This window comes from Ferrimonas marina, from assembly GCF_900129905.1.
GTDB classification, from domain to species: Bacteria; Pseudomonadota; Gammaproteobacteria; order Enterobacterales; family Shewanellaceae; genus Ferrimonas; species Ferrimonas marina.
In genome coordinates, this window is sequence record NZ_FQXG01000003.1 from 216,644 (window position 1) to 234,871 (window position 18,228).

Below are 18,228 nucleotides of genomic sequence, written 5' to 3' on the forward strand. Positions count from 1 at the left end.
TTAGCGCTGGCGCAGCGCCTTCGTTGTTTCTGCAATCTCCTGCTGGCGGTCGGCCAGCAGGTTCTCCAGATCAGCCCAGACGCCCTCTGGGATGGGCCGTTCACCGGCCATCCACTGGCGCACTCGACGCGCGTCTGACAAGCCCAGGCCCTCGGCAAGGCGGGTCTGCCACTGCTTACCGTAGAGGGCGAGGCCGACCCGTTGAAGAAGTTCAGTCTTATTGGTCACGAGTGAAATACTCCGGTACGTCGATGTAATCCCCCTGCTGGCTCGCTACATAGGCTCGCATCAGGGCGATCTGTGGGGTGTCACCATGGGAGACGGTACCGTCTTGAGCGGTGGCCTGCCAAAGGGTGCCGTCACTGTTGGGCGCCAGGGCGATGCGCTCCTGCTCTTGAATGGGGCCCGCTTGTTCCCAGCGGCGGGAGGGGGCGTAATCGTAGCCGATCAACAACGAGGTTTGGTTTAGCTTGCTGCTCCAAATCCAGAAGCCTGCCTGGCTCGACTTGGGGGCGTCGTTTTGAAAGCCAATCGGGTCGAAGAGGATCTCCGATTGGCGCTGTTCCAGCTTCTCTTGGGTCCAATGCAAGGTAGCTACGGCCCAGTCCAGGGCGGCGCCGGTGAGGTCGGAAACTTGCAGGCTTACGGTATTCATGAGGTGTTCGTCCTTGATGACGTTAGGGTGGCCCCTTGGCCTTCCCGATAACACCAATGTACCTAAAAATAGGTACGGGCCGCAAGCCTGTTATTAGGCCGTTTTGTTCTAAGACTAGGTAAGTTGTGGATATACTTTTATATATTTCTGGTTGCTTTATTGCCTGGGTTTGGTATCTTTGTAACTGCGGTAGGGCGTTGCACTGGATGCATTCGAACCCGCAGCCTGAGCGAGGCGGCCTCTCCCTGAAATAGGCAGTACGGATATCAATCTAACCCTTCTTCGCAATCTTTATCGGGTTGCTCTGAGACGGTAACGGGAGAAACCAGAGTAGAGCAGCCAAGAATAAGGATTTGCATCATGGCTTATTTCGCTATCAACACCCTGTCCGATCTGGAAACCTTCTACCAGAACTACAAGCGCCACCTGGCTGAGCAGCACAGCACCGAGTACAAGCACGACAATAAGTGTCGTAACCGGTTTGCTGACCTTTTTGGCCAGCCCAACTGGGCCACCCTGGCCGCGGTGGTTGAGCGGTCCCAGGCAGCGGTTACTGAGCAGCCGGATGATGACTTGGCCCAGGTTAACGAAATCCCAACAGTTTACGTCCGCGATGATCTGATGGGCACCGTGCTGATTGACGGCATTGAGATTGATCGGGACCTCTTTGATGACGGTGAAGTCGGGTACCGCCTGGTAGAGCGCGAGGACTATCTGACAAACCTGAAGGTTGAAATTGGTAAGGCTGCAAAGCCCGGTAGTCATAACCACGGTTGGCTGAGCGACATGGAGGCCGATCTTAGCGCTGCGAAAGGCGTCTCAGACCGCTATCTGTTCGAGTCAACGCGGGACAATGAGATCGTGATCGCCTCGATTAGCCCGGAGCGCTTTGCAGAGATCTGCAATGAGTTGCTGGCGGAGCAGGCCAAGCTCAATGCCCTCACTACTTTTTCAACCGAGCAGGAGCGTGAGTACCTGCTGGCGGTGATGGAAGAAAAGGAGTTTGACCCGATGACTCTGCCGGATCTTAACGGCGAGTTGCGCGAAGAGCTGAATGACGACATCCTGCGGCTCTTTGAGGAGAGGTTCGAAGAATTGGCCTTCCCGGAGCCAGACTGTGGTGCCGACTACAGCAAGCTGACGAATCAGGTGTTTGATCAGTTGTTGGACGTTCACCTGCGTGAAATCGGCAACGAAGCCATGTTGATGGTGGGTGATGCCTACGACATTCTCCGCGAGCACTTCAACAACGAGATCTTGGAACTGCATCAGCGCGGCTTGGAAGGCTAAGACCGGTATTGCGGGGCGCCCTAGTGGGGCCCCGCTTCTTGCAAATTAAGGGACGAAAAAATATGGACATCGCGTTTACCACCAATCCGGACACCATGTATGCCGTGGCGAATATCGATAACAGTGAAGGTCTGATCAAGCTGATGGTGTACAACAACGGGCCCAAGTCCTCTGAGTTGTATGGCCAGTTTTTCTTCGTCACCGGCGGTAAGATCTACACCCAGGCCCGTGATGGCGATGGATTTGTGGAGTTGGAAGGGCTTGCTGTGGCCTTTGCAGCAGTCTCTGAAACCCCGCAGTGGTGCGCTGAGTGCTTTGCGGTCGTCGTTGAGAACCACCTGGAGCAGAGCGCCGCCGTCCGGATGTAGGGTGATGGGTTGTGTAGCCCTGGCGCTCGCTGTATCCGGTACAGTGGTAGGTCAGCTAGCAATAAGGGGGTGGGTGAGGTGATCGGCTATTCATTTGCGCCGTTGGTGCTGAGGATGCAGTTCTATGTGAGTGGCCTGGCCATGATGGTTATAGGCTGGGGTAAGCCGTTTGCAGGTTTGGCGCTGCCTTTAGGCGCGCTATTGATCGCGTGTGTTTGGTTTTCGGACCGATGGAACGCGTACCAGCAGCGAAAGGCAAACGCTGCCGCTGCAAAAGCGCTGGCCTGGCATGTCAATGTAGGGGTGATGCCGGATTATCACCGTGTGAACGTTGAAAAAGCGGATGGGTCCATCGTCTGGAACGTGGCGCCCTCGGGTTTGAACTGGGATGTTGCAGATCATAACCCCATCGTGACGTTTAAGCAGAGGCGCCCTAGAAAAACGCCGGGCGCGCCGTGCATTGGTCCAAGTTATGGGTTTTCGGGTATGGTTCTGGTTGGGCTAGTAAGGTACGGCCGCAGGCATTCGCTGGCGGCCGTTTCGGTTGGTTTATGCCTGTTGGAGTTGGCCCCAGGTCTGCTCGTCGATCACCACCGTGGCCAGGCCGCGTTTGCGGTTCTCAATGGCTGACTTGATCTTGAGTCCGTAGGTTGCGTACTTCCAATCTGCGGTGATGGTGCCGCCCACCACCAGAATATCCGTGGTTCTGTTCATCCGTTTGGAGGGTATGGCGCCCAGCTGCCGGGCCTGGTGCTCTACGTGCTTGCGGTTGCCGGCCATGAAAGTGCCGGTGAAGCAGATCTGCTTTCCTTCCAGCCCATCACTGGGCAGCTCACCGAAAAAAGGGGTCAGTTGGGTGGTAGCTGCCTCCGCGTAGCCGGTGGCGAAGAACTGGTTGCCTCCCACCTGTTTGACCAGATCCAGCAGTCCTTGGCGTTCCTCGTCGGTGATCACCTCGTCGGCGATGATCTGGTTTAACCGTGTCTCTACCTGCTCAACCGGCCAGTGATGGCGAAGATCCCGGCTCTGGCGCACCAGGTCCTGAAGTGACTGGATCTCTTTGTCGTTGAGTTGGTCATCGCAGGCAATCCCCTGGAGAAACCCCAGGAACGAATTCACAAAGCAGGTCTCCGTCTGGGCCCGGTCGTCACCGTACTGGAGCACGTCAGCGGTCATCTGCTGCAGATCCGCCAGCTCTTCCGCCGTTACAGTGCCGTCGCTGAGGATATCGATAAGCAGATCTTCGATGTCCAGCACATCGCCTTCACGGGGCAGGTGGGGTTGCTCCGCCAGCCAGGCCTGAAGGTAAGTCGCTTCCTGTTCGGTGAGTTTGCCATCGGCATGGATCCCCTGGAGGGCACCTTGCAGCGCCATGAGGGCCTTGCGGGTGTTCTTGGACCGGTTGTATTGGGGATAGAGTGAGGGTGTGGCCATTGGTTTCCGTCCTTGGATACGTTGGTGAGTGCATCCATAAGAGCGGGTTTGTTAGGCCGGTGTCAACTGCATGGGCCCGCATAGGGCGGGTCTTGTGGGGTCAACTGGCCGGACAAAGTGTGCCTGCACTACAAAAAGTGGTGGGACAAAGTGTATCTGCAGTACACAAAGTGGTGGGAGAAAGTGTGTGAAGTACGCACTAAGTGGTGGGACAAAGTGTAGTTGGTCTTGTTGTTGTGGCGTGCAAGGGGGCTATGCGCTTGATTGAGCGAAAAGCTGACAAAGCAATTTGTCTTAAGGGCTGGTCTTTCGTTGTCGCCTGGCTTACGCATGATGGCAAAAGCAGGTATGCCAAGGTCTAAGAAGTTGACCAGAATGGCGTTAATGGCCGCAGTGATTTCAATCCGTCTAGGGTTGCTGGCGGCGAAGCTTTGGGCGGCAATGATCGCGGTTTCTTTGGTGATGTAGTTCACGACGCTGGGTTGCGACTTCGCGTTGTCCTGTGCCTGGTGTTTGGGGCCGGTGTTCTTGTCGTGAATAAGGGTGGTTTAGCCGTCAAGGTCCATTTCTGTTGCGTGTTAGTGCCTGGTCAGCTTATCCAGCGCGCTTAAGTCATCGTCGGAGTGTTCGCAAGCCTCAGGTTCCAGATCCTTCAGCCAGTCCAATCCGATGGGATCGCCAGCAGGGAACGACTCCATGCCTTCAAACAGAGAAGGCGGGCGCAGTCGTTGTTCGAGCGCTTCTTCGATCATGGCGTCCATCGCGACCTCTGAGGCCACAAAAAGGTTACCAAGGTCATGGTGCGTGACTTTGACGAGCTGCGGGTTGTTATGAGCGATTTGTGGCAGCTTGGCTAGGACATCTCCAGTGCTAAAGGAGACCTCATCGCTGGTGTGGTTTTGAATGAACTGCTTGGCGGTTGCCTTGTCTTCTTTCATGGCCGTGTCTCATGCCTTGGTTATTGCTCTGCTGTACAGTTTGGCAAATGAGAGTGACGTGAGTAAATCATAACCAGTTTGCCGGCCCGGCTGTCGGGTTGTGGGTGTATGTGTATGCGCTTGCTTGAGGGCAGGCTGTGCAGGGTTATATCTGAATAGGGAAGACCCCTCGGGAGGATGGCTTAGCTGTCTTCTTGTCGGGTAAGTTCACGCATCATGTCGCCTAGGGCGGTGTTCCTGGGGCCGATGATTTGCACGGCTGGGAAGACCAGGGTGATGCCGGCGCCAGGGTAGCCAGACAGTAAGCTACGCTCCGCTTGTTCGGCCGTGCCGTTAAGCACAAAGCAGAATCGAGGCTCCCCATCCTGGAACACCGTCACTCTGGTGATCGCGTACTGCGGTACCGGTTCAAGATCGAAGTTGAGCCGGCGGTGTTGCTCTTTCTGCTGTTCGGCCTGGCGGTAGGCGGCCCGGCTGGCGGCTATGGATGCTGGTTGCGGAGCAGCGGTAGTCGCCTCTTCTTCTTCGTCAGAGTAGAGCTCATGGTCTGGATTGTTGTAATCCGCTGACCGGTAGTGCTCCCAGGTTGGGTTGAAGTGGTTGCTCCGGTCGTTGTTCGATCGGTTGGTCATGCCGGCTCCCATGGTGCAGATTTCGCTCAGGCGTCTGTTCAGTTTCTAACCTAGTGCTCGATGTGGGTGAAGTCTAATTTTGTGCCGGTATTTGGTGTGGTGTTGAGTGCTTCGGCTGTTCGATTTTTGACCTGGTAGTTCAGCTAGGGCATGTTGGGACTTCTCATGGAGGAGAGTGATTTATCGAGGGAAGGAGTCATGCTCAATAAGATCGTTTACGCCTTTTATACGGATTCGGCCATTCGGGAAATGCTATCGCGAGCCAACACTGAAAGTTGCCTGGAGCTTATTGATGCGGTAGGCATCAGCAAAAAACTGAAAGTGGATCGCGCCTTTTACGGGTATTCCGTCCCAGAGAGGAATACGATCTACGAGGAGTGTGTGCTTGAACGGCGGATGGATTTGGTCGAAGAGTGCTTGAGGCGGGGGGCGAACGTTAATTTGGTGCGACCTTGGTATTTGCTGGATGGTCGAGTTGTAGGCACTCCGCTGACCTACTATGTTTGGCTGCATAAATATGACGCTGTGCTGACGTTGCTGAAATATCAGCCTGATGTGAGCATCCGCTGCGATTTGTATCACTTTGCGCTGGGGCTTACTAAATACCTTATGTATTACGCTAGCCAGTCAGGTTCTGTGGTGCCTGAGAGCGAGTTGATGTTTGCGGGTGACAGAGCGATATCAGACTCCAGCTTTCGCAAGGAGCATCGCTTAGATCTCATTTATGGCTGCTTGAGACAAATGCTGGACCGAGGCGGTAGCCCTAATCAACTTGATTACTCAGATTATCGCGGTCAGCAGGGGCAGACGCTGGTGGATACGTTTGAGTATCTGGGCAGTGTGCCCGAGTTAAATGAGTTCCTGGTGGATTGGAATCGTTGCATGGGGGATTGTGCCGAGCTTTTAAGGAGCTACGGTGGCAGGCCTGGAAATGGCTACTATTGCGGTATTGAGAGTGATGCGGTCGAGGGTAAACCTCTGTGCAAGAGGCGATTCGACTCTGAGTTTTTCTTTTACCGCCAGGAGTTCGACCCTGATAGTCTTGATTTGTCGCCATTGGAGCATTACGACGTGCTTTGCGATCCGTCGAGCTACGCGAACTACAGCGAGAAGGTCTGGTGCAGGTTTCAATTGGCACTCCGTCCAATCAGTGCCGAAGTGGATGTGTGAGGTTGGGCAGTGGAATTCTGCTAATACCATTCGTGCCCTGGGCCGACCCCTTTACGCTGTAACGCGGGCTGTTCGATTACGCTTGGGTGGTCCATGTACAGGGTAAAATAGAGATACCGATGTTCGTTGAGACAGTGCCGTGAGTATCTCTGAAAATCAGATGGTGGTGACTGCGTTTACCACAGGTTTAGTGCCCGCTGCTGTTGGTGTAGAGATGGTGGATGGGGCAGAGCCCAAGGCCGTGTTGGGTGCGCTGATCCGGCTAAGCCAATTGCCGGGCGCGGAGCGCTTATCCATCCAAAGCTCAGCAGAGGATTTCGTGTGGGAACCGCTGCGCTTACCGGCGCTGCTGGAGGAAATGAAGTTCTATGCCCAGATCCCCAGGGCGCTTCTTCGGGCCTGTACTGCGCAGGATGAGCTGGAGATGCAAGTGCGCCATAGGCAACTGTGTGAAGGGGGGGACTCTGGATCTGCCCTTGAGGTACAGGGGGAGCGTGAGTTGATTGGTCGTACTGGCTCTATGCTCGCGCGGATCAAGGTCCGAATGGACGAAATTAACGCTGCCTATGATGCCCGTAGTGCTGGTCTTACTGGTGATCTCGACGGCGTTGCTGCCGTGGTTCAAGGGGGCGGCCGGCCAGCATCTGGCAGCGGGCAGGGACGGTTGATAGAGTCGAGCTTAGAGCGCTGAAAGTGATGGGGCGGAAGAGGGTATATGGAACTGTTTCTCGCCAATGTGGTTGTTCTGGTCTTTTTTGTCGCATTCGTTAGCTTCGTAGAAAGGCGGAAAATCATCGCTACGCAGGATGGCGCCATCAGGGCATTGGCGGTTGTCGCCGGTTTGCTGCTTGCATTGGTGGTGGCCGGCTCGGTGTTTGCGTTGCTCATTGGTTGGTTGCTTCCTGAGGTCTACCCTAAAGTCTTCGTGTACAAGGCCCCGTTCGTCGCCCTGGCTTTGGTGGTGTACTGGCTTGCAAAGGTGTTCAGGGGGCAGCTGGGTAAGGCTGGGCCTAATACGCTTGATGGGCGGAGGTGCAAATGACACTGGAGACAATTTGGCTGCTGGCGGGTTTGGCTGGCCTGATCGGCCTTTATGCAGTCTGGCGCTACTTCAGGTTGGATAAAGAGCACGAAGACTGGGTTGAGAACAAGCTCGGTCCGGCTCTAAAGGCCCTGCAAAAAACAGATAGCGCCTCGGAAGAGGGTGAGTCGGGCAAACAGGAGTAACGACTGACATTCCCTGCTCGGGCTATTCGCTCAGCATCCCGCCGCGCCTTGCCGCGGCATCTTTATGCCAGGCTGTGTGGCGCTTGCCGCAAATCACAATCAACCGGGTTCCCTGGGTCTGCGTCTGGGATGCCTGGACGTGGCTCGTGTACGTCCGGCCATAGTCATCGTGTAAGGCTGGCGTGTACGTCCGACCCTAGCAGTCGTGTAAGGCTGGCGTGTACGTCCGTGCCTGGACCTGGGTGAAAACGCGTGTACGTCCTACCCTGGAAGTCTTAAGCTGAGAACGTGTACGTCCGAGCCTTGGGGATGGGATCCATCGTGTACGTCCTACCCAGAGGCACCCTAGGTGTTAAACGTGTACGTCCGGCCTGTAGCCCAGTCTTGGTGCCTGTTGGTGCCGGTGGCGGGGCGGCTAGAGGGCTGTGATCGCGTGTGTGCTTCGGCCTTCCTGTGGCGTGTTGTGGCCTCGGGCGCCAGCGGCATTTGCTGTTACACGGTTACCTGGGAATTGGCCGGGTCAGGCTGTGCGGGCTAGGACGTCGGTACCAAGTCGGTTTACACCGGCGGGAATTCTTTGACGGGGGAGGAAAGGTGGGCTCGGACGTTTCGGTCGTGTCGTGTTACACGGGCAGGAAAACATTGCGATGCCAGTGATTGGGCCGTCGTTTCAGGGGCCTTGGCTCAGTGCAGCTTTTGCCCAGGGCGCCACTTATGGGTTGTGGTTGTTTGAGGCGTGGTTGAGGGCCGCCAGCGCGTCGGGAAAGTCGGCGTGCAGCTGGCCCGGCCGTTCTTTATGGATCCGCATGCCACGGAGCAGAACCAACGCGGCGAGGAATCCCTCGTCATCGAGGTTGGCCAGCTGCTCAATGCAGGGCAGGGGGGCGCCAGGTTGGTCCAGGGCTAGCAGTAGTCGGCCAGCAGCAGGGTAGGTGGTGCTCAGCTTGATCAGGGCCCTGACAGCGTTAATGGTATGAAGTCTCGAGACGAATAAGCGCTGGCGCCGTTCCTGAGTGCGGCGTAGGTTGCTGCTGGCGGCATAGTTACCGATGGTGTCGTCGTTGCTCACGGTGCGCTCCCTACCAGTGCTTATGTGTTCCCAGTCTAGTCTTTGCAAGCGAGGGACCACGTTGCCCTGCTTGTTGGCGGGGCTTTATCGCTGCAGGACCTGTGGCAGTTCTTCCAGCGGGCCAAGCTCACTAAGTGCAAACAGGGCCTCGGGTTTGAAGCACTCGGTGTGCCCGCCCCAGGGTTCTGCGATGCTGCGGATCCAATACTGAGAGTTGCTGGTGCCCCTGCCTAGATGGGCATGTAAGCGCCTCTCTAGTGCCAGTGCCTCTTGGCGACTGCTCACTGTCCATGTGTGGATGATCCGAACGGGATGGCCGCTATCTCGCTGTATAGCGCCAAACCGCTGCTGTTCGATGTCCTTGCGCGTGATGCCGATTTTAAGCAGGCCGCCAACGGCGACGGCATAGACCGTGTGGGCTTGGCCGGCGCCATTGATAGGTGGTGTGGTGGACCTGGTGTACCCGTTTGCCTGGGCAATCGCGCCCGAAAACCATGTGCCGGAGAGCCAATTGCCGCCATACCAAACGCCGGATACCCAGTCGCCGCTTCGCCAGGTCTCTCCACAGAAGTTGCCGGAGAGCCACTGGCCATCGTGCCAGTCAGCAAAGAACCATCCGTTATGCCAGGTGCCATGGTGCCAAGTGCCAGAGGCAAACTGTCCGCTGTGCCAGGTACCAGAGCGCCAAACCCCGTGCTCCCAGTTGCCATTGAGCCACTCGCCGCTGACCCACTCCCCATAGAGCCAAGTGCCCCCTCGCCATGTGCCGTTGAGCCATTGCCCGTTGTGCCACTCACCGGTCTCCCAGGTGCCGCCATGCCAGGTACCGCTGAGCCATGTGCCAGAGCGCCACTCGCCAGTCACCCAAACGCCACCCTCCCAGGTTCCCTCTATCCAGGTGCCAGATTTCCAGAGAATAGTGTCAGCGCCATTGTGCCTGGTCATGGCCACATCAGCGTTTAGTGTCTTTGCTTCTAGCAGCCACCTTGGGGGGTTGGGGAGTTCTGAAATCTTCATGGGCGCAATCGGCTAGTTTTTCGTCAGGGTGTGTGGTTCTCAGTAAAGGGATCCTGGTTGTCTGGGTCAAGCGATCTGTGAGGGTGGTGGATAAAGTAGGTGAAGTCAGGGGCAACATTTCACTCCTGAGGATTCGGCTCGGATTGGGCTGATGGCTAAGCTTTGGTTAGTTTCGAGTTTTAAGGATCTGGGTATGGAAATGCGTGACATGCTGCAGTTCGTTGCGGTGCTACTAGCCCTTATTTCTCTTGTATGGCAGCAGCGGAGATTGGTGTTGGAGGGGGACAGAAAAGAGAAGAGGGTTGAGACTAAGCTGCGTATTTTCTATGTGCTGTCTGGCGCTTCTGGTGATTTGACCGAGGACCAGATAATTAAGGAGTTGGAACGGGGTCATCCACTGAGGGATGTGGATAGGATAGAGATCCGCAAGTCTCTGTATGAGATGCTCAAGGACGAAACTATCCGGTTTACCAGGGCGAAAAAATACAAGCCGCGGCGCCGGTCATGCACTGGGGGAGACGAAAACAGTAGTGGTTAGCATTTCTTCGTCTACCATGTGCAGGTTCCTGCCAACGCGCTTTAAGTCCCGCCACGCCACTTGCTTGGTTGCGATCTTCAATGGCCGCCCGGTATCAACAGCTCCTTGAAGCAGCTGTGCCAAGGGGCGGTTGGTGTGCACAAACTCAATGGTCCCAAAGGGAGTCTTGTATTCTCCGCTGCGCCCGGTAGTCATCACTGTAATGCGGCCCATCGGGATTTGAGAGATAACCCCGTACTCCGATAAAGCTGACTCCAAGCTAATATAATTATACTCCCCGCGGCGCATCGAGCGCGCAACATACTCCAGCGTGTGCAGGCCAAAGGACTTGGATTTGGTGAACACGTACACACCTTTAACGGCACGCGTTAATACACCGGTTTTTACCAGTGCATTAATTTTAGTCTGCAGGTGCCGGGGCCGGTGTTCGCCAAGGACCATGCCAAGGTCACGTTTGGTGTAGACATGGCGGCCGTGCTTATCGAACTGGGCCAGGCGGGTCCAGCTGTCAGTTGTGGTCATCGTGTATCCCTATCTGTACACAAAGACACCATAGCAATGTCTTTCTGTAGAGTTAAAGTGTGTTGCACAAGGTCACAAGCGCATCGTGAGGCCCCTGGGGTCCCTAGTTGGGATGTGTGTGATGTACCCATCATAACTGGTGGCGGAGTTGCATAACGGATAGTGGTCATGATGATCACGGATAGCGCCGGTGTGATAACGGATAACGGGGGTGGTGATCACGGATAGCGGGGGGGGACGTGGAGAGTGGGGGGGGAACGCGGAGAGTGGGGGGGGCGTGCCCCGGTTACTGTCGCGCGTTCAGTCTGCTGTCGGGCTTCGTTTGCTGGGTTGGGTCCTAACCTTGAATGTTGATGCCCAGGTACAGGGCGACTATCAGGCCCACCACAAAAGCGATGCTGATGGAGGCAAAGGTGCCGGCCATTACGTACTCCGTAAATCGGCGATCGTGCTTGTCTCTTAAGTCACCAAAGCGGAAGACCGACTTAGCTGCCAACACAAAGCCGACACCGGCCAGTTGATTGGCCAGTATGAAGGTGACGATGAGTCCACGCTCCATGTAGCCGATGTATTCACCGGCAGATTCCAGGGAGTGGCTGGCCTCCGCGTTTGGCTCCGCCGCTGGTTCGGCGCCGGCCGCCACCTGCGGCGTGTTGGTTTCTGTTTCGCCTGGTGCCTTATTTGACTCCAGGGCGGCTGACCATCGGTCGAGCATGGTGGCGATCAGTACAGAGGCGGGTTTGAGCACCAGCAGGTAGCCGATAAAGATGGTGATGAATTTGGCGTCCACTTTGGCCAATAGTGCCTTTACGACCTGTAGCGACGATTGCTCTGTGAGTAGGGCCCAAAGGACGAACAACACGAGCAGATGAACCGCCTGGTCTATCAGGAGCCAAAGCAGCGGTTTGCCAATTTGATGGGACTTGATGACATCCATGACAAAGTGCGTCACGACCACTGCCAGGACAGCAAATGCGGTGGCCGGAACCGTTCCGATGTACAGGGCAACGATGGTGCCGGTTAGCGCCCCGTGGACCGCCACGTGGGCCAAAAGCCATTTGGACTGTGCGTTGTGCTCATTGCGGTCATCAACCCACCGTTTGGGCTGCAGGTAATAGTCACCAACGATGTGGCCTATCACCAGCCAGAGCAGCAGCATCGGTTCACTCATCGGTGGCCTCCCCGGCCGGCGTGCCGGCCCAGAAAATGGGGTTCATAAGTTGCCGTTGGTACAGGGCCAGGGTGGCATCAATGAGGTGGGCATCTGCTCTGCGTAGTGCTTGAGAGACGCCGCTGCGGCTGAGGTCCAGGTTTTTTCCCAGTTCTTCGTGGGTCAGGTTGGGGTGCATCAATCGCTCCAGCATCACCTTGGCGGCTTTGGTTTTCAAATTGCTGATCAGCAGGTCCAGGTGACTCAGTGTCACTGAAAAAATCTCTTCCAGATCCGGTGAGCTGCAGGCAAATGCCAGTCGTTCGGCGTCCATTGCATCCAGGGCTCTGCCGGACAGAACGAACACAGCACCCTGGCTGCTGCCCACGGTCTCATCTAAGGCAGCGCCTTCCCCAACAGCGAGTGCCAAGCGGGCGTCGCTTTGGCCGTTCTGCGTTTTGAGCGAACGCAGCGCGAGTCGGAACAGTACACTGATGACCAGCCCGTCTCTCGGGTTAGGACAGTGGAGCTGGAAGGAATCGCCCCGGCTGAGCTCACCAAAGGTGTTGTAGCGCTCCTGGCAGTGAGCAATGACGCGTTTGAGTGTGCTCAGTACCGTGCCGCTGTCTTCGGGGCTCAGGGACTGAGACCGTACAACATCGCCGGTGATGACGGCTGAGATGGCCATGGTATCTCCCTATGATGGCAGGTGATGCTTTTACATCACATAGTGGGATTGTGACATAAAAGCGTCACGTCGCTCAACCAGGTGCCCTTTCTCGGTGGCCGGAAGCGGGATCTTTTGTTGCCTCACTAGTCCCTTGCGGATAGTCTCGGTGTGTTGATTGTTGGCCGCCTGGTTGCGGCTGCGCAGGGAGTGAGTGATGGAACAGGGAATTCGGCCGTGTCCGATCCCGCAGTGCGGAAGCGTGGATGTGGTGATCAGGCGGAGCCTGTGCGGGGATGCATGGGTGGTCTGCGATGGCTGTGGCTCAACAGGCCCGGTGGTTGAGTACAGCCAGGTGTTGTGCAATGCGCGTGTCCGCCAGCTGGCGGTCGAACGCTGGGCCGCAGTGGGGGATCTGATCGCAGCCAACAATCGCATCGACATAGAGCAGGGCTGGGTTCAGCAAGCGCGTCAATTGCTGATGGGCCCGGAACTGCGGGATGCATCCGAAGAGATGCGCAAACTGCTGTTGCTGACAGTGGCAGCCGGTGTCCAGGGGATGACGTTGGATGATGTTGCCGATGCCCTGGGCGTAACGCCGGAATTAAAGAACCAGATCTTGGGCGAACAAGAAGGAGAATTACAGTGAGCGCCAAGCCAACGATTGCACCGTGTTTTGTGCCGGGCTGCGAAAGCGACCGGGTTGATCTGCAGGTCAACAATGAGGGGGGTACCTGGGTGGCCTGCCAAAGTTGTGGCTGTATGGGCCCGATGGTTTACGAGGATGAGGCCTTTGAGGGGATCACTGGTGCTGAGAGGGCAGCCGGCGAGTGGGCGCAATATCGGGCGCGGGCCCTGGCGGTAATGCAGGACCCTCAGCTAATGCACGGTCTGCTGCAGGTCGGCGTTGCGGCCAATGCAAGCTCGGTCAGCGTTCTCGACCTGCTGATGGGCTGGGCTGAGAGTGAGCAGGGCAAGGACCATATTGTCAGGCTTCTGGGGTGACCGTCATGGAAGAGTTTGACGCTAAGCAGGTGGTGGTGGATGCCATTGACCGGGAGATCCAGGCCCGGGTTCTGAGGCTGTGCCGGGTCAATGAGGACTTAGATCTGCTCCAGTTGCCGGTCGTGGGTGGTGATGTGGACGCCTTGATGGCCTGTGTGCCAGCCGCCAAAGAGTCGCTAGGGGTTTCTGAGGCTTTGGCGGCGACTGCCGTGGCGGGTAGTGAGTTGGAGCAGCATCGTGACGAAGAAGAGGCCGAATTGGTGCAGGGCCGCGACCGGTTGATGCAAGAGATCGGGCTGCTGCAGACGGAGCGGATGCTAATAGCGCAGCGCTACGCAGAACAGGCTATCTCATACGACTAGGCTGCTCAGTTCCTGGGTTAGATCGGGACCGCCTCGAAAGTAAGCATGGCTTTGGCTCGGCTGTTGAAGCAACTGAGAACGGCCTCGACATGTTCGAGTGGCATAAAAGAGTCGCGGTAGGTTTGCTCAATGAGGTCCCGCTTGCTGATCAGGGCCTGAATCTGCGCCTTTATTAGTGCTGGTTTCAGGCCAAGGCCCTCGCCGAACTCAATAAAGTCGGCGCCTATGTACTGCCCAAACTCGGTGTTGAACCCTGAGGCCAGCTCTTTTCCGCCTTCCTCTTTGATAAGGAGGGGGAGCGCCAGGTAGCAGGATTGGAAGTACTCTGGGTAGGGTGCAACACTGACGAAGTCGTAGACAGGCGCGAGGCGGTCTCTGGGGCCTTCGAGGATCCCAAAGTTACGCAGGTGAGCGTCATTGTTGCCTAGCAAATAGGACAGCGCTACTCGCCCGAAGTAATCCAGGCGGCTTTTTATTCCACGGTCGACATGCTCCATGATGAACTGGCCAACTTGCTCATAGCTGACGTACTGCTCTCCGTCGTCCCGGGTTTTCCCAAACTTCTCCTTGATGCCCATGCTGCCGTCCATTTGGACCTGGTGCAGCGGCTTACCCTGATCGTCCCTGTCGTAGCGCTTAATCACGTAGGTCAGTTCGACGGCTTGCTCATCGACCGGTGGGAATTCAAGGAGGCCGTTGGGGGGTACCTCAAAGCCCAGCCGGTGCATCACCACCATGGTGGCGTGTTCGTTCTCGGCTAGGTGGGGAAAGTCTTTCGGTGAGGGCTTGAGGATGTGGGACCCCTGACTCTTGATCACGTTAAAGCGGTCGTCATCAACCACCAGCTGCAGCTTGGGCTGGAATCCGGAGATACTCATTCCGGTGGTTTCTTTTGGCAGTTGGTGCTCGAAGGCCCGTTGGTCAAACGGAAGGCGTGGCGAAACACCGGCCTTGCCCGCCAGTGTCTTCAGCGCCTTATTGGAGTACCCAGCCTGTTGTTCTGCGGGTTTGGTCAGTGGGTCAAGGGTGATTTTACAGTGGCTCACGTTGTTCGCTCCCCAGTGGCCGCAGCTGTACGGCGCCAATCAAGTTTTCGCCATTGGCCAAAAGCAGGCCAAGCAGGTCTCGTTCGTCGATGCGCTGATGGGCGCTGTAGCGCTTCTTCAGCCATCCTTCGGGCGCCAGGGAGCTGAAGTAAGGGAACAGCTCTGACGATTCAAACCGGCCCGTTTCGACGGGTAGGCTGATGGCGATAGGCCGGCCGCGGTAACCTGGCGAGTATTCGAAGGTGAAGCGCTCGTCGGTTTGAGAGAGTTTGCCGACAACGTGGCCGTGCAAAAGAACTTCTATTTCACGATGCATATTTTAAGGCCCAGCTCTGTGGCTATGGAGTGCAGGTTGCCGAATTTGGCACTGTCCGGATCTTTGATGATCCGACTCAGGGTCCTGCCGGGGATTTCGGTCTGCAGCGACAGCAGGCTTGATTCAATACTGTCCTCTTCCATTCGCTCTTTGAGCAGTTGCCGAAGGTGGTCACCTGATTCGATCTCAACGAGGTTCTTGCTGGCAGAGGCCATGAAGTCGAGGTTGGACAGTGCTGTCCGTAGCGTATGCGCCTGGCTCTCGAGTTCCTGGAGCAGAGCCTGAGCCTTTTTGATGTCGTCAGTCTCGGGGCTTGGGAATCTGCTTCTGGACATGTGACCTCCATGAGCCATTAATGGCGGGTTAAGGGTGCAGAAAGTAATTTAGCGCCAGAAATGGCTGATATCAACATCATAACGCCATTTGTGGCGGTCTTGGCATGTTTTCATGATACAGGAAGCCATAAATGGCCAGCATGACACTGCGATAAGCCATAAGTGGCCGGGTGGTGTGCAATTGAGCTCTAAGTGCGCCACTTCTGGCATTTAGCTTTGCGTGGTTAGAGTTTTTTTCTGCCTTGGGGGCTCAGGGTGGGTCTTGTGACTGCGGTCTATTGGGGGTCGCTTTGGGGGGAGGTTGCATGGTGGTAAGGTCTAGTAGGTGTGTATTTACAGAATCTTGCTGGGTTGCCGGCTTACTGTTTGGTAATGAGGCTTGTGGGGTGAGCTATTTATGGGATTGAGGCCGGAGCACATTGGCAAGATTGGGGAGGCGGAGTTCGCTTCCTGGTGTGCTGAAGAGGGGATGACCTTTAACGGGTCTGTAATGGATGAGATGGGGTGGGACTACCTCGTTGAATACTATGGCGATGCATCCGCGGAGATCCATGATCGTTGTCGGCAGTTCAAGGTTCAGGTTAAAGCGAGCAGCGAACTGAAAGGGTCCATCCCGATCAAAGTCAGTAACCTCCATGCCCTGGCGTCAGATCCTTTGCCTGCTTTCATCGCTGTAATGCGGATCGGCGATAGCCGGCAGGTTGATCTTGCGTACCTGTTACACATAGACAGCGAGTTGGTCTCAAAGATTCTTGAGCGTTCCATGGGTTTGGAGGTGGCGGGTAAGCCGCTGAACAAAAGCACCCTGAGCTTGCCTTTGGTGGAGTCAGACAGGCTATCGGAAGTGGGTGGCGACTGTTTTAAGGGTGTGGTGGAGCGGGCAGTGGGCCCTTCCTTTTCTGACTACGTGAAGGCGAAGCAGCAGTGGTGCAGTCAGGCGGGTTTTGAGGAGGGTAGTGCATCTGTAGAACTGAAGGTGGAGGGGGAAGAGTTTTGCGCACAGTTGGTGGAAATGACGCTGGGCCATCATCGGGAGATCCGGTTTAGTGGTTCAGAGATGTCCAAGGTGCGTTTCGGACACAAATATGAATCTCAGGGCAAGGGCCCGGGTGTGCTATCAATGGGGCGCGTTGCGCCATCGGGGCATGGGACTGTAAAACTAAAGTGTGGATACTCCCCGATGTCTGTTCCGGCCGACCTGTATGTGTCAACGATTGCGGGCGCTGATAGGCTAGCGTATCGAATTGATGGTCATTTCTTCGAGCTGGAGTCCAATCCGGCGAGAGGGAGCACTGGCCAAGGTTCGTTTACCGTCAAGGGGGACAACTCGGTACTGACTTTGCAGCAGCTGAAAACTGCTGTGCGGTTTACTTCCCGGTTGTGTGCCGGGCAGCGAAAATTGAGTTTTCGGGGTGGTAAGGGCGGGGAGGCGATTAGCTTTGACCTTGATCTGGCATCCGATCCGGTTGATTTCTCACACTGTACTGCGCGATTGGATGCATACCAGATCATCTTGGATCAGGCGGACGTCGACATGGAGCCGAGGTTCTCGCTAGATGATGCGTTTGGCCAATCGGTGTTGCCTGCAGCAGTGGCGGAACTGCTGTCCGGTGACGGTCGAGAGATCAAGTGTTCATTCTCTGTGGATGGTCAAGCGAGCACGCGGTTTGTCGGCAAAAGGGTTAATTGTATCCATCGTTCGTCCTGTGATTTCGGCACTGCTGAGCTGGTCGTGGTGTTTGTGGTGACGGGAATTGCTGAGCAGGATGGTGCTAGTGGTTTGGTTGTTAAAGACAGGCGCGCACAGTTACTGGCTTGTTTGGTGCGTAGCGAAGTTTCAGGGGCTGTGCTGGAAGAACTCAAGGCAGTGGTTTCTGAGCGTATGGCGGACCTAAGCGGCGATTTGGTGGTCGATGGGGACCTGCAGAGTTGGACGGAGCAGGATGGTGAGCAGGCGGCAGCAGTCGGTTAATGGGCTGGTAGCCGGTCCCCCCTGGTTTCACCGGGAACTGCGGCGGTGGGTATCGGGGTCTTAAGTATGTCCACCAGCCACCCAGGTATTGTCGGAACGTGGATCTTCTGGCCGACATGGCCGGTTTCTCCCAACTTACCAATCCTGCCGTGCGATGCCTCATTGCCGAGCCAGTAACGAATCCTATAATCCCAAACGATGGCGTCACCTGCCTCGTACAGTACCAGCCAGTAGTGATGGGGAATGCTGCCGTGCTGATCGCAGTGGTATTGACCGCAGTAACTGTCAAAGTCCTTGCCTGCAACGTAGCCCGCCTCAGTCAGGGCACCCACAGACAATTGGAGAAGGCCGTCGCACTCCACTGGGGCCGAGTCCAAGGCTTCCAGGATCTGTTCGGCTTTTCGCATAAATTACTCACTTATTTCCTTCAGTCTGCCAGCATCTTAGCGGGTACAGACCTGGCAAAATGGGCTCTAGGTGCGGTTTACCACACAGGGTCGTCAGGCTGGGTGGGT

At 56.2% G+C, this 18,228-nt stretch carries 27 protein-coding genes; 12 read left to right on the top strand and 15 right to left on the bottom strand.

What is annotated here, in order from left to right; translation table 11 throughout:
- Both BUC04_RS08055 and BUC04_RS08060 read right to left on the bottom strand, forming a co-directional pair.
- Complete coding sequence (locus BUC04_RS08055) at positions 1-228, bottom strand: hypothetical protein (protein ID WP_200804674.1); 228 nt, start codon at positions 226-228, stop codon at positions 1-3.
- Complete coding sequence (locus BUC04_RS08060; RefSeq protein WP_067656102.1) at positions 218-655, bottom strand: phage protein NinX family protein; 438 nt, start codon at positions 653-655, stop codon at positions 218-220. The genes BUC04_RS08055 and BUC04_RS08060 overlap by 11 nt, the downstream gene beginning before the upstream one ends.
- A 360-nt stretch (positions 656-1,015) precedes the next feature.
- On the opposite strand from BUC04_RS08060, the gene BUC04_RS08065 reads away from it, so the two are divergent.
- The 3 genes from BUC04_RS08065 (at position 1,016) to BUC04_RS23610 (ending at position 2,943) form a co-directional block, all read left to right on the top strand.
- Positions 1,016-1,945 carry a hypothetical protein gene (locus BUC04_RS08065; RefSeq protein WP_067656099.1) on the top strand — a complete coding sequence of 310 codons (930 nt, stop codon included), beginning with the start codon at positions 1,016-1,018 and terminating at the stop codon, positions 1,943-1,945.
- Positions 1,946-2,007: 62 nt separating this feature from the next.
- On the top strand, positions 2,008-2,313 hold the full coding sequence (locus tag BUC04_RS08070; RefSeq protein ID WP_067656096.1) for a hypothetical protein: 306 nt from the start codon (positions 2,008-2,010) through the stop codon (positions 2,311-2,313).
- A 69-nt stretch (positions 2,314-2,382) separates the two neighbouring features.
- A complete protein-coding gene (locus BUC04_RS23610) occupies positions 2,383-2,943 on the top strand; it encodes a hypothetical protein (RefSeq protein WP_143165602.1) in 561 nt (186 codons plus the stop codon).
- On the opposite strand, the gene BUC04_RS08075 is transcribed toward BUC04_RS23610, so the two are convergent.
- The 4 genes from BUC04_RS08075 to BUC04_RS08085 form a co-directional block, all read right to left on the bottom strand.
- The gene (locus tag BUC04_RS08075; protein WP_067656094.1) at positions 2,863-3,747 is read right to left on the bottom strand and encodes a BRCT domain-containing protein; all 885 of its coding nucleotides are present in this window, start codon (positions 3,745-3,747) and stop codon (positions 2,863-2,865) included. The two genes, BUC04_RS23610 and BUC04_RS08075, sit on opposite strands and share 81 nt — an antisense overlap.
- A 128-nt stretch (positions 3,748-3,875) precedes the next feature.
- Positions 3,876-4,220: a hypothetical protein gene (locus BUC04_RS23615; RefSeq protein ID WP_143165603.1), complete on the bottom strand. Its 345-nt coding sequence runs from the start codon at positions 4,218-4,220 to the stop codon at positions 3,876-3,878.
- A gap of 105 nt (positions 4,221-4,325) precedes the next feature.
- Positions 4,326-4,685, bottom strand: a complete 360-nt coding sequence (locus BUC04_RS08080) for a hypothetical protein (RefSeq protein WP_067656092.1) — start codon at positions 4,683-4,685, stop codon at positions 4,326-4,328.
- Between the two features lie 182 nt (positions 4,686-4,867).
- A complete protein-coding gene (locus BUC04_RS08085) occupies positions 4,868-5,317 on the bottom strand; it encodes a hypothetical protein (protein WP_067656088.1) in 450 nt (149 codons plus the stop codon).
- A gap of 198 nt (positions 5,318-5,515) precedes the next feature.
- On the opposite strand from BUC04_RS08085, the gene BUC04_RS08090 reads away from it, so the two are divergent.
- From BUC04_RS08090 to BUC04_RS08105, 4 genes are all read left to right on the top strand, one after another.
- Positions 5,516-6,487, top strand: coding sequence for a hypothetical protein (locus BUC04_RS08090; protein WP_067656085.1), 972 nt, complete (start codon positions 5,516-5,518; stop codon positions 6,485-6,487).
- 139 nt (positions 6,488-6,626) lie between these two features.
- Positions 6,627-7,178 (top strand): hypothetical protein, encoded by a 552-nt coding sequence (locus BUC04_RS08095; protein ID WP_143165604.1) that lies wholly within the window; start codon positions 6,627-6,629, stop codon positions 7,176-7,178.
- 24 nt (positions 7,179-7,202) lie between these two features.
- On the top strand, positions 7,203-7,529 hold the full coding sequence (locus BUC04_RS08100; protein ID WP_067656079.1) for a hypothetical protein: 327 nt from the start codon (positions 7,203-7,205) through the stop codon (positions 7,527-7,529).
- On the top strand, positions 7,526-7,714 hold the full coding sequence (locus tag BUC04_RS08105) for a hypothetical protein (RefSeq protein ID WP_067656076.1): 189 nt from the start codon (positions 7,526-7,528) through the stop codon (positions 7,712-7,714). The genes BUC04_RS08100 and BUC04_RS08105 overlap by 4 nt, the downstream gene beginning before the upstream one ends.
- Before the next feature lie 712 nt (positions 7,715-8,426).
- Here the strand turns inward: BUC04_RS08105 and BUC04_RS08110 are convergent.
- Both BUC04_RS08110 and BUC04_RS08115 read right to left on the bottom strand, forming a co-directional pair.
- Positions 8,427-8,783: a hypothetical protein gene (locus BUC04_RS08110; protein ID WP_067656073.1), complete on the bottom strand. Its 357-nt coding sequence runs from the start codon at positions 8,781-8,783 to the stop codon at positions 8,427-8,429.
- 84 nt (positions 8,784-8,867) lie between these two features.
- Positions 8,868-9,800, bottom strand: a complete 933-nt coding sequence (locus BUC04_RS08115) for a GIY-YIG nuclease family protein (protein WP_067656070.1) — start codon at positions 9,798-9,800, stop codon at positions 8,868-8,870.
- Between the two features lie 193 nt (positions 9,801-9,993).
- Here BUC04_RS08115 and BUC04_RS08120 point away from each other — a divergent pair, with 193 nt between their 5' ends.
- Positions 9,994-10,338: a hypothetical protein gene (locus BUC04_RS08120; protein ID WP_067656067.1), complete on the top strand. Its 345-nt coding sequence runs from the start codon at positions 9,994-9,996 to the stop codon at positions 10,336-10,338.
- On the opposite strand, the gene abiEi is transcribed toward BUC04_RS08120, so the two are convergent.
- The 3 genes from abiEi to BUC04_RS08135 form a co-directional block, all read right to left on the bottom strand.
- Complete coding sequence (abiEi, locus tag BUC04_RS08125) at positions 10,303-10,860, bottom strand: type IV toxin-antitoxin system AbiEi family antitoxin (RefSeq protein WP_067656064.1); 558 nt, start codon at positions 10,858-10,860, stop codon at positions 10,303-10,305. The two genes, BUC04_RS08120 and abiEi, sit on opposite strands and share 36 nt — an antisense overlap.
- 337 nt (positions 10,861-11,197) lie before the next feature.
- A complete protein-coding gene (locus tag BUC04_RS08130; protein WP_082766557.1) occupies positions 11,198-12,031 on the bottom strand; it encodes a DUF3307 domain-containing protein in 834 nt (277 codons plus the stop codon).
- The gene (locus BUC04_RS08135; RefSeq protein WP_067656058.1) at positions 12,024-12,698 is read right to left on the bottom strand and encodes a hypothetical protein; all 675 of its coding nucleotides are present in this window, start codon (positions 12,696-12,698) and stop codon (positions 12,024-12,026) included. The genes BUC04_RS08130 and BUC04_RS08135 overlap by 8 nt, the downstream gene beginning before the upstream one ends.
- Before the next feature lie 196 nt (positions 12,699-12,894).
- Between BUC04_RS08135 and BUC04_RS08140 the strand changes: the two genes are divergently transcribed.
- Genes BUC04_RS08140 through BUC04_RS08150 form a run of 3 tightly spaced genes read left to right on the top strand, consistent with a single transcriptional unit; the run spans position 12,895 to position 14,044 of the window.
- Positions 12,895-13,326 (top strand): hypothetical protein, encoded by a 432-nt coding sequence (locus BUC04_RS08140; RefSeq protein ID WP_143165605.1) that lies wholly within the window; start codon positions 12,895-12,897, stop codon positions 13,324-13,326.
- Positions 13,323-13,682: a hypothetical protein gene (locus BUC04_RS08145; protein WP_067656054.1), complete on the top strand. Its 360-nt coding sequence runs from the start codon at positions 13,323-13,325 to the stop codon at positions 13,680-13,682. Before BUC04_RS08140 ends, BUC04_RS08145 begins: the two co-directional genes overlap by 4 nt.
- A gap of 5 nt (positions 13,683-13,687) precedes the next feature.
- Entirely contained in the window at positions 13,688-14,044 is a 357-nt protein-coding gene (locus BUC04_RS08150; protein ID WP_067656051.1) for a hypothetical protein, read from the top strand.
- A 17-nt stretch (positions 14,045-14,061) separates the two neighbouring features.
- Here the strand turns inward: BUC04_RS08150 and BUC04_RS08155 are convergent, their stop codons facing one another.
- Genes BUC04_RS08155 through BUC04_RS08165 form a run of 3 tightly spaced genes read right to left on the bottom strand, consistent with a single transcriptional unit; the run spans position 14,062 to position 15,741 of the window.
- Positions 14,062-15,129 carry a type II toxin-antitoxin system HipA family toxin gene (locus BUC04_RS08155; RefSeq protein WP_200804675.1) on the bottom strand — a complete coding sequence of 356 codons (1,068 nt, stop codon included), beginning with the start codon at positions 15,127-15,129 and terminating at the stop codon, positions 14,062-14,064.
- A complete protein-coding gene (locus BUC04_RS08160; RefSeq protein ID WP_067656046.1) occupies positions 15,077-15,406 on the bottom strand; it encodes a HipA N-terminal domain-containing protein in 330 nt (109 codons plus the stop codon). Before BUC04_RS08160 ends, BUC04_RS08155 begins: the two co-directional genes overlap by 53 nt.
- Positions 15,391-15,741 (bottom strand): hypothetical protein, encoded by a 351-nt coding sequence (locus BUC04_RS08165; RefSeq protein ID WP_067656043.1) that lies wholly within the window; start codon positions 15,739-15,741, stop codon positions 15,391-15,393. The genes BUC04_RS08160 and BUC04_RS08165 overlap by 16 nt, the downstream gene beginning before the upstream one ends.
- A gap of 469 nt (positions 15,742-16,210) precedes the next feature.
- On the opposite strand from BUC04_RS08165, the gene BUC04_RS08170 reads away from it, so the two are divergent.
- Positions 16,211-17,713 (top strand): hypothetical protein, encoded by a 1,503-nt coding sequence (locus BUC04_RS08170; RefSeq protein WP_159437675.1) that lies wholly within the window; start codon positions 16,211-16,213, stop codon positions 17,711-17,713.
- On the opposite strand, the gene BUC04_RS08175 is transcribed toward BUC04_RS08170, so the two are convergent.
- Positions 17,710-18,120, bottom strand: a complete 411-nt coding sequence (locus BUC04_RS08175; RefSeq protein ID WP_067656037.1) for a hypothetical protein — start codon at positions 18,118-18,120, stop codon at positions 17,710-17,712. The genes BUC04_RS08170 and BUC04_RS08175 overlap by 4 nt on opposite strands.
- Between the last annotated feature and the right edge of the window lie 108 nt (positions 18,121-18,228).

Excerpts from the sequence above, each read along its gene's own strand:
- BUC04_RS08060 (WP_067656102.1), bottom strand. The coding sequence starts at position 655 with ATGAATACCGTAAGCCTGCAAGTTTCCGACCTCACCGGCGCCGCCCTG.
- BUC04_RS08065 (WP_067656099.1), top strand. The coding sequence starts at position 1,016 with ATGGCTTATTTCGCTATCAACACCCTGTCCGATCTGGAAACCTTCTAC.
- BUC04_RS08070 (WP_067656096.1), top strand. The coding sequence starts at position 2,008 with ATGGACATCGCGTTTACCACCAATCCGGACACCATGTATGCCGTGGCG.
- BUC04_RS08075 (WP_067656094.1), bottom strand. The coding sequence starts at position 3,747 with ATGGCCACACCCTCACTCTATCCCCAATACAACCGGTCCAAGAACACC.
- BUC04_RS08080 (WP_067656092.1), bottom strand. The coding sequence starts at position 4,685 with ATGAAAGAAGACAAGGCAACCGCCAAGCAGTTCATTCAAAACCACACC.
- BUC04_RS08085 (WP_067656088.1), bottom strand. The coding sequence starts at position 5,317 with ATGACCAACCGATCGAACAACGACCGGAGCAACCACTTCAACCCAACC.
- BUC04_RS08090 (WP_067656085.1), top strand. The coding sequence starts at position 5,516 with ATGCTCAATAAGATCGTTTACGCCTTTTATACGGATTCGGCCATTCGG.
- BUC04_RS08100 (WP_067656079.1), top strand. The coding sequence starts at position 7,203 with ATGGAACTGTTTCTCGCCAATGTGGTTGTTCTGGTCTTTTTTGTCGCA.
- BUC04_RS08105 (WP_067656076.1), top strand. The coding sequence starts at position 7,526 with ATGACACTGGAGACAATTTGGCTGCTGGCGGGTTTGGCTGGCCTGATC.
- BUC04_RS08115 (WP_067656070.1), bottom strand. The coding sequence starts at position 9,800 with ATGAAGATTTCAGAACTCCCCAACCCCCCAAGGTGGCTGCTAGAAGCA.
- BUC04_RS08120 (WP_067656067.1), top strand. The coding sequence starts at position 9,994 with ATGGAAATGCGTGACATGCTGCAGTTCGTTGCGGTGCTACTAGCCCTT.
- abiEi (WP_067656064.1), bottom strand. The coding sequence starts at position 10,860 with ATGACCACAACTGACAGCTGGACCCGCCTGGCCCAGTTCGATAAGCAC.
- BUC04_RS08130 (WP_082766557.1), bottom strand. The coding sequence starts at position 12,031 with ATGAGTGAACCGATGCTGCTGCTCTGGCTGGTGATAGGCCACATCGTT.
- BUC04_RS08135 (WP_067656058.1), bottom strand. The coding sequence starts at position 12,698 with ATGGCCATCTCAGCCGTCATCACCGGCGATGTTGTACGGTCTCAGTCC.
- BUC04_RS08140 (WP_143165605.1), top strand. The coding sequence starts at position 12,895 with ATGGAACAGGGAATTCGGCCGTGTCCGATCCCGCAGTGCGGAAGCGTG.
- BUC04_RS08150 (WP_067656051.1), top strand. The coding sequence starts at position 13,688 with ATGGAAGAGTTTGACGCTAAGCAGGTGGTGGTGGATGCCATTGACCGG.
- BUC04_RS08160 (WP_067656046.1), bottom strand. The coding sequence starts at position 15,406 with ATGCATCGTGAAATAGAAGTTCTTTTGCACGGCCACGTTGTCGGCAAA.
- BUC04_RS08165 (WP_067656043.1), bottom strand. The coding sequence starts at position 15,741 with ATGTCCAGAAGCAGATTCCCAAGCCCCGAGACTGACGACATCAAAAAG.
- BUC04_RS08170 (WP_159437675.1), top strand. The coding sequence starts at position 16,211 with ATGACCTTTAACGGGTCTGTAATGGATGAGATGGGGTGGGACTACCTC.
- BUC04_RS08175 (WP_067656037.1), bottom strand. The coding sequence starts at position 18,120 with ATGCGAAAAGCCGAACAGATCCTGGAAGCCTTGGACTCGGCCCCAGTG.